This is a genomic window from Klebsiella planticola (assembly GCF_000783935.2).
GTDB lineage: Bacteria > Pseudomonadota > Gammaproteobacteria > Enterobacterales > Enterobacteriaceae > Klebsiella > Klebsiella planticola.
In genome coordinates this window covers 277,961-291,510 of the sequence record NZ_CP026047.1, presented here as the reverse complement: position 1 = coordinate 291,510, position 13,550 = coordinate 277,961, and the positions used below count along the sequence as shown (strand labels likewise).

Below are 13,550 nucleotides of genomic sequence, written 5' to 3'. Positions count from 1 at the left end.
AATGTAAAGCACTTTCTGGTTAAGTCAGAAAACTTACAGCCATTAGAATTCTATGTAATTTAAGATTCTTCCTCAGGTTATTTTCTTGCCTGGATTTATTATCCCCTTTAGTATTTTATTCAATATAAAATAGTATTATCCAGCGCCGGAGTTTTTATTAACAATAATGATTGATAATTTTAACATTGATATCAGAAAAACGTTTCTCGCGTTGGTTGTTTGTTTAATTTCGATCCCATTAGCCAGGTTTATTTCACCTCTGGCTATCGTCGACGGGAATCAGGTTTTTCTCGCCTGGCTACCATTAAGCATGATGTATGCGGTTATCTTTATTTTTGGCCGCTACGCAATCGCACCATTAATTATTTCGTTTGCTATTACTAATCATATCATCCTTCCCCTGACGGCCTTGCAGTCGGTGCTGCTGCTATTTTGCCAGCTATTTTCAGTGCTGGTGTCCTGCGCGATTGTCAGAATGCTGATTGGCAGGACCTGGCGCAGCGGGCTGACGGCAAAGTATATGGGGACGCGGATTTTCTGGGGCGCTTTTTTTGCACCGGTGTTAATGAAACTGACCATGTATCTGGTCGGCGTGTTTTTCGCATTCCCGCTGGCTATCTCTAGTTATTTCAAAGGGATGCCGGCCGTGTATACTATTATTGATATACAAAGCCTGATCAGCGCGGCGTTAATATTTACCACCTTCTTTTATTACCCAATGCGGATGCTTATCAGTCCGCGTTACGCAAAATTATTCTGGCGGCGCCATTGCCAGCCATGGTTTACCCGCGAACGACGGGCATTTACCCTGTACTGGTTTATGGCGCTGGGGGCCATATTGCTGGTGCTTTGCGCCCCCTATAATTCTGATTATATTGCAGGTTATTTAGTCCCACTTATTTTCATTCTCTATTTTATCGGCATTAGCCGCCTGGGCCATGTATTAATTCGTATTTCCTGGTCTGTTTCGGCATTTTTACTCGTTGCCTATAATCAAAATTTTCTGCAAGGTGTCCAGACTGAATACTCCCTGTCATTTGTGCTTTCCGTGCTGATCTCATTCACCATCTGTTTGTTTTATATGGTAGATATTTACGGCCAGAACGAACGAATTAAACTCAGATGGCGGGATCAGGCCCAGGAAGATCCGTTAACCGGGCTCCCGAACCTGCGCGCGCTGGAATGCTATCTGCGCCAGGATGCTGATTTCGTCATCAGCAGCTTACGGATCGCTAACCTCGACTTTCTCAGCCGTCATTACGGCATGATGATGGGGGTGCATTGCAAACAGCAAATTGCCAGCAAATTACGGCCGCTGCTGGGGGAAAGGGATGAACTCTTCCAGTTGCCGGGGAGCGAGTTATTACTGGTTTTAGGCGGCCCAGATCCTTCCGCGCGGCTGGGTCATATGGTGGCGATGCTAAATCACAAGAAGTTCAGCTGGCATAATCAAACACTGGATCTGGAGTTTGGCGCGTCCTGGGCAAGACATCGCGGCATCGAAGAAGAGCTGCATCCCATGCTGGGCCAACTGAGCTGGCTGTCAGAGCAGGCAGGGAACGGTCGGCAGGTGCTGGCACTGGACGCCGCGCAAGAGCAGGTTTCTGACCAAACCAGCGAGCAGGTTCGGATGTTGACCCAGGTGAAGCGGGCGCTGAATGAACGCGATCTTGTGCTGTATGCCCAGCCGATCCAGAATTCGGCCGGCGAGGGGTATCATGAAATCCTGACGCGGATGCGCTGTGGCCAGTCGATGATGACGCCAGACCAGTTTATTCCGCTGATTGTTCAGTTCAACCTGAGCCAGCGTTTTGACATGCTGGTGCTGGAGATGCTTTTCAGCACGCTGCATCAGTACCCGGGGCAACATTTTTCGGTTAATTTGCTGCCTTACACGTTGATGCAAAATGATAGCGCCGCGCAGATTATCGCCTTGTTTAAACGCTATCAGCTGTCGCCGGAGGCCATCACCATCGAGATTACCGAAGAGCAGGCGTTCAGCGATGCGGGAGAAAGTATGCATAACATTGATCTGCTGCGGGATTTTGGCTGCGCTATTGCCATTGATGATTTCGGTACGGGTTACGCCAACTACGAACGTCTGAAGCGCCTGCAGGCGGATATCGTAAAGATTGACGGCTGTTTTGTCCGCGATCTCGAGAGCGAGCCGCTGGATGTGATTATGATTAAATCCATTATTGAAGTGGCGAAAGTTAAAAATATGACGGTGGTGGCGGAGTTCGTTGAGACGGAAGAGCAAAAAGAGAAACTGCTGGCATTAGGCGTCGACTATTTGCAGGGATATTTAATCGGCAAGCCGCGGCCGCTCAGTGAGCTGCGGGCGTAAAAAAGCCGGGGCAAGCCCGGCTTTTTTTATCATCTTGTCAGCTTACAGAACCAGTGCGGCGATAGACGCCGAGAGCACGCTCACCAGAGTCGAACCGTAAACCAGCTTCAGACCAAAGCGGGATACCACGTTACCCTGTTCTTCGTTCAGGCCTTTAATCGCCCCGGCAATAATCCCGATAGAGGAGAAGTTGGCGAAGGAGACCAGGAAGATAGAGATAATGCCTTCAGCGCGTGGAGAAAGCGTGCTGGCAATTTTCTGCAGATCCATCATCGCCACAAATTCGTTAGACACCAGTTTAGTGGCCATAATACTGCCCACCTGCAGCGCTTCCCCTGCCGGGACGCCCATCACCCAGGCCACCGGATAGAAGATGTAGCCAAGGATCCCCTGGAAGGAGATGCTGTAGCCAAACCAGCCGGTAACGGTAGCGAACAGGGCGTTCAGCGCGGAGATCAAGGCGATGAAACCGATCAGCATTGCAGCAACGATAATGGCAACTTTAAAGCCGGCCAGAATGTATTCACCCAGCATTTCAAAGAAGCTCTGACCTTCATGCAGGTTGGACATCTGCAGGTTTTCTTCGCTTTCTTCGACGCGATACGGGTTAATCAGCGACAGGACAATAAAGGTACTGAACATGTTGAGCACCAGCGCAGCCACGACATATTTAGGCTGCAGCATCGTCATGTAGGCACCGACGATAGACATGGAGACGGTCGACATCGCGGTTGCAGCCATGGTGTACATCCGGTTGCGCGACATTTTGCCCAGAATATCTTTATAGGCGATAAAGTTTTCTGACTGGCCCAGAATCAGGGAACTGACGGCGTTGAATGATTCCAGTTTGCCCATGCCGTTAATCTTGGACAGCACGGTACCAATGGCGCGAATGACCACAGGCAGGATACGAATATGCTGCAAAATACCGATCAGCGCAGAGATAAAGACGATAGGGCAGAGAACTTTCAGGAAGAAGAAAGCCAGGCCTTTGTCATTCATATTGCCGAAAACGAAGTTTGTCCCTTCGTTTGCAAAGCCGAGAAGTTTTTCGAACATCTCGGAGAAGCCTTTCACAAAACCCAGACCGATATCAGAGTTCAGGAAGAACCATGCCAGCAAAACTTCAATGACAAGTAATTGAATAACATAACGAATACGAATTTGGTTACGGTTATGGCTGACCAGAAGGGCCAGTATAGCCACCACTACGATCGCGAGGATAAAATGCAAGACGCGGTCCATATTTGCTCCAAATATGAGGCAGGTTAAATTTCTGTGCACATTCTATGTAACAAGACTAAAGAAAACGAGATCAAATCCACACTATTGCAATGAACTGTGACCAATCACCAAATTAGTGATCAAACATACATTTTTGTTATGTAGCGTAAAGGTTTTAAAAGTTGCTTAGATTGTACTAATCTGTGAACTGGCGAGATGCGAATTCATCAATGCCACTTTTTTCGTTGTTAGCCGCTATCGTTTCCCCCTATCAAAGCAATAATGATCATCTTCCTAAATGAACTTGATAATCATTCGCATTTTGATAACATAAAACATAGCAAAGGCTATATTTCAGAGGCAGAAAATGACTAGCAGTCGCGTTGAGAATAGCAGCGGTCGCGCAGCGCGCAAGATGAAGCTCGCATTGATGGGGCCTGCGTTCATTGCTGCCATTGGATATATCGATCCCGGCAACTTCGCCACCAATATTCAGGCTGGCGCCAGCTTTGGCTACCAGCTGCTGTGGGTAGTGGTATGGGCAAATCTGATGGCGATGCTGATTCAGGTGCTATCGGCAAAGCTCGGTATTGCTACGGGTAAAAACCTGGCGGAACAGATTCGCGATCACTATCCGCGCCCGGTGGTGTGGTTTTACTGGGTGCAGGCGGAAATTATCGCCATGGCTACCGACCTCGCCGAATTTATTGGGGCGGCCATTGGCTTTAAGCTGATTCTTGGCGTGTCGTTACTGCAGGGAGCAATATTAACCGGGATTGCCACCTTCTTAATCCTGATGCTGCAGCGTCGCGGGCAAAAGCCGCTGGAAAAAGCGATCGGTGGTTTACTGCTGTTTGTTGCAGCCGCCTACATTGTGGAGCTGATTTTCTCCCAACCGGCGCTGGCGCCGCTGGCGAAAGGGATGATCGTCCCGAGTTTGCCAAACGGTGAAGCCGTGTTCCTTGCCGCCGGCGTGCTCGGCGCGACGATCATGCCACACGTCATCTATTTACACTCGTCGTTAACGCAGAATCTGCACGACGGTACGCGAAAAGAGCGTTATCACGCCACCCGCTGGGACGTTGCGATAGCGATGACCATTGCCGGGTTTGTTAACCTGGCGATGATGGCCACCGCCGCCGCCGCATTTCACTTTAATGGCCACACGGGGATTGCCGACCTGGATCAGGCATATTTGACGCTGGAACCGCTGTTAAGCCACGCGGCAGCCACCATCTTTGGCCTGAGTCTGGTAGCCGCAGGGTTGTCATCGACGGTGGTGGGAACGCTGGCAGGACAGGTCGTCATGCAGGGCTTTATTCGCTTCCATATTCCGCTGTGGTTTCGTCGTGCGGTAACGATGCTGCCTTCGTTTATTGTCATTATGATGGGACTGGACCCGACGAGAATTCTGGTGATGAGCCAGGTACTGCTGAGTTTTGGGATCGCCCTGGCGCTGGTCCCGCTGCTGATTTTCACCAGTAATTCGCAGCTGATGGGGGATTTGGTCAATACCCTGTGGGTGAAACGGACGGGGTGGGCGATTGTTGGCGTTGTGGTATTGCTCAATGGTTGGCTGCTGGTCGGCACGATCTTCGGGCTGTAATCATGTCGATAGCCATCAAAAAGGGGAGCCATCTGGCTCCCCTTTTTGATTAATGATGGCCATGACCGTGGCCGCGACCGCCGCCTGGTCCGCGACCCCAGCCGCCGCGTCGGTCATCGCGGTCATTCCAGCCTTCGCGATAGCCACGTTCGTAGGCTTTACGTTTATCCCAGCCGCGATGCCAGCCGTTATCGTGATGACGCCAGCGGTTATCGCGCCATTCATAGTGACGACGCCAGTAATCACGGTCGCGCCAGCCGCCACCGTCCCAGTAGTTACCGTAATTATCACGATCGCCTATTTGTAATTTTACAGATGGCAGCAGGGTGATCTCTCCGGCATTTGCAACCAGTGGCGCTGAGGCCAAAAGCACCGCAGCCAGAATCAGTGACCTGAACATACTCTTCTCCTTCACGATCGGGGCCTGAGCACCGGATGATATTGGCGCTCATTGGGCCTGTTAACGTGATATTACGGGGCGGTAAAGCCCCGCAGCATTGGATGAACTCCTAAATCGCGGATAAGAGCACTTTTTGCTAAAGTAAAATTGAGTTTACGCCGCAAGGATGGCGTCAATTGCCGCACACTCTTCGGCGCTGAAATGGCGATTCGCCAGCATACCCACGGCATCATCAAGCTGGGTGGTTTTACTGGCGCCAATCAGGACTGAAGTCACTTTCTCTTCCCGTAAAACCCAGGCCAGCGCCATCTGTGAGAGCTTTTGCCCGCGGGCCCCGGCCAGCGCGTCCAGTTGACGAACCTTCTCGAGCTTCGCCTCGGTTAACTGCTCCGCTTGCAGGAAGCGACTGCCGCTGGCGGCGCGGGAGTCTGCCGGAATACCCTGTAAATAGCGGTCGGTGAGTTGACCGCCCGCCAGCGGTGAAAACGCGATGCTTCCCACCCCTTCAGCCTGCAGAAAATCGAGCAGTCCGTCCTCAACCCAGCGCTCGAGCATGGAATATTTAGGCTGATGAATCAGACACGGTGTTCCGAGGTCATTGAGGATGCGCACCGCTTCGGCAGCCTGCTCAAGCGGATAGTTGGAAAGCCCGACATACAGCGCCTTGCCCTGGCGCACGAGATGGTCCAGCGCACGCATGGTTTCCTGTAACGGTGTTTCGGGATCCGGGCGGTGATGATAGAAGATATCAACGTACTCCAGCCCCATCCGCTTCAGGCTTTGATCGAGACTGGCGACCAGGTATTTACGCGATCCCCAGTCGCCATAAGGGCCGTCCCACATGGTGTAGCCGGCTTTACTGGAGATAATCAGTTCATCGCGCCAGGGTAAAAAGTCCTCGCGCAGGATGCGGCCGAAATTGCTTTCCGCCGAGCCCGGGGGCGGCCCGTAATTGTTGGCTAAATCAAAATGGGTCATGCCAAGATCAAAGGCATGTCGCAGCAGCTGACGGCTGGTTTCCACCCGCGTTTCGTCGCCAAAATTGTGCCAGAGGCCGAGTGAAATGGCCGGGAGTTTTAATCCGCTCCGGCCACAACGGCGGTATTCCATCGTTTGATATCGTGCCGCATTTGCCTGGTAAACCATACTTCCTCCGCAGATAGAACAGGTTGTGTATACGTTTACACTAAAGAATGTTCAGCGCGGAGTACACACTTCAAAGGCGTAAATTTTGCTTTCCACCCCGATTATTGACCGCTATCTGGACAGTTGGATCGCTTATTCAATACTCAGATCACCTGCAACGGGAAGAGGAGTATGGAGATGCAACCGACTTACACCATTGGCGATTATCTGCTGGATCGTCTCGTAGATTGCGGCATAGACCGCTTGTTTGGCGTACCTGGAGATTACAATTTACAATTCCTCGACCGCGTCATCGCGCACGAAGCGCTGGGATGGGTTGGCTGTGCGAATGAGCTGAATGCAGCTTACGCCGCCGACGGGTATGCGCGCATCAAAGGCGCCGGGGCGCTGTTGACGACCTACGGCGTCGGTGAGCTGAGCGCGCTTAACGGCGTGGCCGGTAGCTATGCGGAACATATTCCGGTGCTACATATCGTCGGCGCGCCTGGCACCGGGGCCCAGCAGCGCGGAGAACTGCTGCACCATACGCTGGGGGATGGCGACTTCACGCACTTTGCGCGGATGAGCGAGCAGATCACCTGCACGCAGGCTACGTTGACGGCGGGGAATGCCTGCCACGAAATCGATCGCGTGCTGAGCGAGATGCTCACCCACCATCGCCCCGGTTATCTGATGTTACCTGCCGATGTGGCGAAAGCAAAAGCGACGCCGCCCGCTCGTCGTCTGGCGATCGAAGGGCCGCCTGCGGATGAGAATCAGCTGGCCGGATTCCGTGAGCATGCCGGGCAGATGCTGCGCAGCAGTCGGCAGGTATCATTGCTGGCGGATTTCCTCGCCCAGCGCTATGGTCTGCAAGATACGCTACGGATGTGGGTGGCGAAAACGCCGATTGCCTGCGCCACGATGCTGATGGGAAAAGGGTTGTTTGATGAGCAGCAGCCTGGCTTTGTCGGCACCTATAGCGGTATCGCCAGCGCGCCGCAAACGCGTGAGGCAATCGAAAACGCCGATACGATCATCTGCGTTGGAACCCGCTTCACCGACACCATCACTGCCGGATTTACCCAGCATTTACCCCTTGAACGCACGATTGAAATTCAGCCTTTTGCCGTCAGAGTGGGCGACCACTGGTTCAGCCGTATTCCGATGGATCAAGCCCTTAAGGAGTTAATGATTCTGTCTGCCAGCCTGTCAGCAGAGTGGAGGTTGCCAGACTGCTCTGCGCCGGAGGTGGAAAGCATGACGGGCGGCAGCCTGACGCAGAGCAGTTTCTGGAGTACCGTACAAGAGCAGCTGCGTCCCGGGGATATTATTCTTGCCGATCAGGGAACCGCGGCTTTCGGCGTTGCGGCGCTCAAGCTGCCCTCCGACGCCACCCTGCTGGTCCAGCCGCTATGGGGATCGATAGGATTTACTTTACCGGCCGCCTACGGCGCCCAAACCGCAGCGCCGGGCAGACGGGTGGTGCTGATAGTGGGCGACGGGGCAGCTCAGCTGACGATCCAGGAGCTGGGGTCGATGCTACGCGATAAACAGAACCCGCTGATCCTGCTGCTTAATAACGAGGGTTATACGGTTGAACGAGCGATTCACGGTCCGGAGCAGCGTTATAACGATATTGCGCTGTGGGACTGGAACCGCTTGCCGGGAGCCTTCGCCCCCAATGTTCCTTCCCGATGCTGGCGCGTGACGCGCACGGAAGAGCTTGAAGAGGCGATGGCCGACAGTATTGGCTCCGATAAGCTGACGCTGGTGGAGGTCATGCTGCCCAAAATGGATATTCCTGACTTCCTGCGCGCGGTAACCCAGGCTCTGGAAGAGAGAAACAGCCGCGTCTAGTCGTTTCGTCGCCTGGCTATCATCATCGGCTTCCCGGCCAAAAGCAGCCAGGCCGGGAGCATCACGATACACAGCAGCGGTAGCAGCGTCGTATCCGGCACGACGACCGCCGCCATAAACAGGCTGAGCCAGCCATCGCGGGTTACCACCAGAGTCATGCCCAGGATGGCGCAGGAGACCGTGATCGCGGCCGGAACGGCCTCGACATGGGCGTGCAGCATAAAGCCGAGCGCCACGCCGACGAAGACCGCGGGGAATATTCTCCCGCCGCGAAAACCACTGGCGGAGGCGATCACCAGCGCCGCCAGCTTCACCAGCGCAATCAGCAAAAAGTCGCCGGCCGTCAGGGTCTGGCTTAAGGCGATTTGCTGCATCTCCTCCAGGCCTTTAAACAACGTAATATGTCCGCCGGCAGCGCCGAGAATCCCCAGCAGCAGGCCGCCGAGACCCAGCGTCAGCACCGGATTTTTCAGACGGTTCATCAACGCATGCAGCCGCGGCAAGCACCAGACGGCCACCATTCCTACGGCAATAGCGATAAGCGTCACGATAGCGCCGCTTAAGATATCCACGAAATGCATTTGCGGATAAACGGGGATGGGCAACGAGAAATTAGGATGGACGAACAGATCCGTAGTCAGGGCACCCGCCGCTGCCGCCAGCAGGGGCGCGAACAACCGGTCCCACAGCGGCACATCGTTGCTGCTGTTGAGGGTTTGCGAAAAAATCAACGCGGCGGCTACCGGGGTGCCAAACAGCGCGCCGATCGTGCCGGAGGCGGCAAGAATGGTCCAGTCCAGCGAACTGACGCGGGGGAACAGGCGAGAGCCGATCGCGACGGCAAGGGCGATATTCATCACCATGACCGGATGCTCAGGCCCGAGGCTGACCCCGCCCGCGAGACCTAATACCAGCGCGGCGACCAGACCCGGCAGCGCACCGGTGCTGATGGGAGCGCCAATTAACGATTCGGTGGCCGGGTCTGGCCCGGCATGCCCGGGGCTAAAACGTACCACCAGTCCCACGGCAATACCGGTTAGCGTGAGTACGGCGATAGTCCACAGCTGGCCACTGGCTTCGATGCCTAAACTCAACGGCACGCTGGACCAGATAACATGCTGCAATATGGCTGCAATCTTCATCGTCACAATCAATACCAGGCTGGAAGCGATACCGATAATCACGGCGGGTATCGATAACAACAGCATCGTTCTGGCGCGCGGATGCAGCATGAAAAATTTCCTTTTAAAGGTTGTGAAGCACGATTTTGCCCGTGCCTCTGAGGGGCGTCGATGCAAATGGTGCTGAAACGATAAACTGATGGCTATGCCTGACGATCTTGCAGTGCGTTGAGAATCATTTTGCACAGATTACAACCTAAATGTGACATAGGTCGCTAAACTGTGGGCACTTATACGTTGGTCGTTGTTGTTAAGGCATCATGAATTTACAGTGTGCCAAAAGAATCATTTTGACTTTAGTGGAGCCGTAACGGAATGACAAAATTTGCTTTAGTAGGAGACGTCGGCGGAACCAATGCCCGACTGGCATTATGCGATATGGCAAGCGGGGAGATTTCCCAGGCAAAAACCTATTCCGGGCTCGATTACCCCAGTCTTGAAGCCGTTGTCCGCGTCTATCTTGACGAGCGGGGCGTTGAGGTTGAAGACGGTTGCATCGCCATCGCCTGCCCGATCACCGGTGACTGGGTGGCGATGACCAACCATACGTGGGCCTTTTCCATCGCCGAGATGAAAAAGAACCTCGGGTTCTCACATCTGGAGATCATCAACGATTTTACGGCAGTTTCGATGGCGATCCCGATGCTGAAGGCTGAGCATCTGATTCAGTTTGGCGGCACGACGCCGGTAGAGGGGAAACCTATCGCCGTCTACGGCGCAGGCACCGGTCTGGGCGTGGCGCATCTGGTGCATGTCGACAAACGCTGGGTGAGTCTGCCGGGTGAAGGGGGGCACGTTGATTTCGCGCCGAACAGCGAAGAAGAGGGGATTATCCTCGAAGAGCTGCGCGCGGAGCTGGGGCATGTCTCGGCCGAGCGTGTATTATCCGGCCCGGGGCTGGTTAATCTGTATCGGGCGATAGTGAAATCAGACGGTCGCCTGCCGGAAAACCTCCAGCCGAAAGATGTGACCGAACGCGCGCTGGCCGACACCTGTATCGATTGCCGTCGTGCGCTGTCGCTGTTCTGCGTGATTATGGGACGCTTTGGCGGCAACCTGGCGCTGACGCTGGCCACCTTCGGCGGCGTGTATATTGCTGGCGGCATTGTCCCGCGCTTCCTGGAGTTCTTTAAAGCTTCCGGTTTCCGCGGAGGATTTGAAGACAAGGGGCGTTTTAAAGCCTTCGTCCAGGATATTCCGGTCTACCTGATCGTTCACGATAATCCGGGCCTGCTGGGCTCCGGGGCGCATCTGCGCCAGACGCTCGGACAGATTCTCTAATCTTGTCGTAGCCAGCCCGTTCCGGCGCCGCCGTGCGCGGGCGGGCTACTCTCATCAGCCCTTGCTACAGATGCATGAGCTGGCGAAATTCTTTGACCTTGCTGCGACTGACCGGCACCTGAAACTCCAGATCGCGTAAGCGCAGAATATAGGTGTTGTTGAACCAGGGCTCAATCTCGCGAATTTTATTCAGGTTAACGCAGTATGAGCGGTGGCAACGGAAGAAGTGCGCTGGCGGCAGCTTGCCGCAAAACTCCGTGATGTTCATTGGCATCACGAATGATTCCCGTCGGGTGTAGACAAAGGTCATTTTTTCGTGGGCTTCCGCATAGTAAATATCGTGAATACTGGTCACGATAATTCGCTCATCTTTAATGAGATTGATCGTGTCATTTTCCCGCTGCGGATTGGCAGTCGTCCCGGTCTGGCTGCCTGACTGCTGCTGTAGCTGCCAGGCGCTGGTCAGCTTTTGCAGCATGTTAATGATGCGTGATTCCTGATATGGCTTCAGGATGTAGTCAAACGCTTCCAGTTCAAATGCCTCTACCGCGTGCTCTTTCCAGGCGGTGATAAACACAATAAACGGTTTATGCGCGAACTGGCTGATATTCTGCGCCAGCAGAACGCCGTCCAGCGAAGGTATGTTGATGTCGAGAAAAATGGCATCAACCTTGTTGTGCTGCAGAAACTTCAGCACGTCCAGCCCGTCGTCGAAGGTCCCGACAATCTCCATCTGGCTGTGGGTGTTAATTAACCACGTGAGCTCCTGCTGTGCCGGGAACTCGTCTTCAACGATGATGACTTTCATTTTTTCTCCGTTCATGGCAACAGAGACACCGGAGTGGTCTGGGAGACAAGCTTGTTAGGCACGTAGAACGCAATCTCGGTTCCCGGATTCATGCGGCGGATATGGAGCCCTTCGCCATACAGCAATTTTACCCGATGGTGGACGTTGAGCAGACCGATTTTATTACCCGGCATTTCATCCGCTTCCACCCGCGCGACCACGGCAGGATCGATACCATTCCCGGTATCGCGAACGCTAATCCGGACCCGATTACCGCACTCGTTGATGCCGAGGGTGACGACGCCTTTGCCTTTGCACGGCTGGATCCCGTGGACAATGGCATTTTCCACCAGCGGCTGAATCAGCAGGCTCGGTATCACGCAGCTGACCTCATCGTCGATGTCGTAGATGACGGTCAGCTTATCGCCGAAGCGCGCCTGTTCGATGGCAATATAATCCTTGATTTGGTACAGCTCTCTTTTGATATCAATCTGTTCGTCGTCTTTTAATTCAATGTTATAGCGTAAATAGCGCGACAAATTAAAAATGAGCTGACGGGCGGTATCCGGATTCATGCGAATCGAGGATGAAATCGCATTGAGGGCGTTAAAGAGAAAGTGCGGGTTGATTTTGCTCTGCAGGGCGCGCAGCTCGGCCTTATTGGCCATTTCACGCAGCTGTTCCGCCCGCGAGACCTCCAGCTGAGTAGAGATGATTTGCGACAGACCGACGGCCATCTCCTGCAGGGACGAGGTGATGCGATGGGCGTGGCAGTAATAAATTTTCAGCGTACCGGTCACCACGCCTTTCTCCCGTAGCGGAATGACCAGCATGGAGTGAATCTCCGGCGTTCTGTAGGCCTCATCATTGTTTTTAATAATGATTTTTCCGCTCTCGATAGCCTGGCGGGTGGTGGGGCTGATGTCATTATCACTATCGCGATAGTTGCTTTCGCCAAACCCGACGTAGGCCAGAACCCGATCGGTGGTGGTGATGGCCACCGCGTCGGCATTGATATCGCGGCGAATGATATCGCACACCTGACGCAGGGATTCGCTGTTCACATGACGGAAGAGCGGCAGCGTTTTGTTGGCGATATCCAGCGCCAGTTTTGCCTGGCGCGCGGCGCTGGCCTCCTTTTCACCCTCGACGCTCTGGACCAGTAGCACGATAAAACCGATACAGACGCTGCCAAGGATCATCGGGATCCCGATTTTGGAGACGATATCTACGCCCAGCGAAAACGACGGCGCCCAAAAGACCACGAGGATCATGGTTAAGGTTTCGCAGAGCATCCCGGCGAGAATCCCGATCTTCCAGCGCTGAGCTTTTGGCACTTTGCGATTAATCAGCCCTGACAACAACCCGGCGACAATACTGGTGATAAAGCAGGGGATAGCAGTTACACCATCAATATCAATGAGATAACGATGAACGCCGGCAATCACCCCCACGATAGCTCCGACCCAGGGGCCAAATAAAATCCCCCCCGACATCACCGCGATAATCCGCACGTTAACCAGAGAACCCTCTACCGGCACGCCAGACCAGGTACTGAACAGAGCAAACAGGGAAAAAATGGCGATAACCGCCAGCAGCTCTTTCGGTGTATGTGCCGATTTATGCAGTAGCTCGCGAAACAGGCGCAGACGGATAAGGAAAAAAAGGCAAATCAACATGAGTGCCGCGCGGTCAAAAACCGCCAGCAGCATTGTGAATATTTCGTGCATGGGTGCGCC

The 13,550-nt window shown here is 53.8% G+C and carries 10 protein-coding genes; 4 read left to right on the top strand and 6 right to left on the bottom strand.

What is annotated here, in order from left to right:
* Nucleotides 1-166: 166 nt before the first annotated feature.
* On the top strand, nt 167-2,347 hold the full coding sequence (locus tag MC50_RS01285; protein WP_032686571.1) for a sensor domain-containing phosphodiesterase: 2,181 nt from the start codon (nt 167-169) through the stop codon (nt 2,345-2,347).
* 42 nt (nt 2,348-2,389) lie between these two features.
* Here the strand turns inward: MC50_RS01285 and MC50_RS01280 are convergent, their stop codons facing one another.
* On the bottom strand, nt 2,390-3,592 hold the full coding sequence (locus MC50_RS01280; RefSeq protein WP_032686573.1) for a NupC/NupG family nucleoside CNT transporter: 1,203 nt from the start codon (nt 3,590-3,592) through the stop codon (nt 2,390-2,392).
* A gap of 346 nt (nt 3,593-3,938) precedes the next feature.
* Here MC50_RS01280 and MC50_RS01275 point away from each other — a divergent pair, with 346 nt between their 5' ends.
* Nucleotides 3,939-5,177: an Nramp family divalent metal transporter gene (locus MC50_RS01275; RefSeq protein ID WP_032686574.1), complete on the top strand. Its 1,239-nt coding sequence runs from the start codon at nt 3,939-3,941 to the stop codon at nt 5,175-5,177.
* 49 nt (nt 5,178-5,226) lie between these two features.
* On the opposite strand, the gene MC50_RS01270 is transcribed toward MC50_RS01275, so the two are convergent.
* Complete coding sequence (locus tag MC50_RS01270; RefSeq protein ID WP_032686576.1) at nt 5,227-5,577, bottom strand: DUF2502 domain-containing protein; 351 nt, start codon at nt 5,575-5,577, stop codon at nt 5,227-5,229.
* A 153-nt stretch (nt 5,578-5,730) separates the two neighbouring features.
* Entirely contained in the window at nt 5,731-6,723 is a 993-nt protein-coding gene (gene mgrA, locus MC50_RS01265; RefSeq protein ID WP_032686577.1) for an L-glyceraldehyde 3-phosphate reductase, read from the bottom strand.
* Between the two features lie 177 nt (nt 6,724-6,900).
* Between mgrA and MC50_RS01260 the strand changes: the two genes are divergently transcribed.
* The gene (locus MC50_RS01260; protein ID WP_046851984.1) at nt 6,901-8,562 is read left to right on the top strand and encodes an alpha-keto acid decarboxylase family protein; all 1,662 of its coding nucleotides are present in this window, start codon (nt 6,901-6,903) and stop codon (nt 8,560-8,562) included.
* Here the strand turns inward: MC50_RS01260 and MC50_RS01255 are convergent.
* Nucleotides 8,559-9,794 carry an ion channel protein gene (locus MC50_RS01255; protein ID WP_032686579.1) on the bottom strand — a complete coding sequence of 412 codons (1,236 nt, stop codon included), beginning with the start codon at nt 9,792-9,794 and terminating at the stop codon, nt 8,559-8,561. The two genes, MC50_RS01260 and MC50_RS01255, sit on opposite strands and share 4 nt — an antisense overlap.
* 264 nt (nt 9,795-10,058) lie before the next feature.
* On the opposite strand from MC50_RS01255, the gene glk reads away from it, so the two are divergent.
* Nucleotides 10,059-11,024, top strand: a complete 966-nt coding sequence (gene glk / locus MC50_RS01250) for a glucokinase (RefSeq protein WP_032686580.1) — start codon at nt 10,059-10,061, stop codon at nt 11,022-11,024.
* A 64-nt stretch (nt 11,025-11,088) separates the two neighbouring features.
* Here the strand turns inward: glk and MC50_RS01245 are convergent, their stop codons facing one another.
* Together MC50_RS01245 and MC50_RS01240 are read right to left on the bottom strand one after the other, a co-directional pair.
* The gene (locus tag MC50_RS01245; RefSeq protein WP_032686764.1) at nt 11,089-11,832 is read right to left on the bottom strand and encodes a LytR/AlgR family response regulator transcription factor; all 744 of its coding nucleotides are present in this window, start codon (nt 11,830-11,832) and stop codon (nt 11,089-11,091) included.
* A gap of 11 nt (nt 11,833-11,843) precedes the next feature.
* A complete protein-coding gene (locus tag MC50_RS01240) occupies nt 11,844-13,523 on the bottom strand; it encodes a sensor histidine kinase (RefSeq protein WP_162180075.1) in 1,680 nt (559 codons plus the stop codon).
* Between the last annotated feature and the right edge of the window lie 27 nt (nt 13,524-13,550).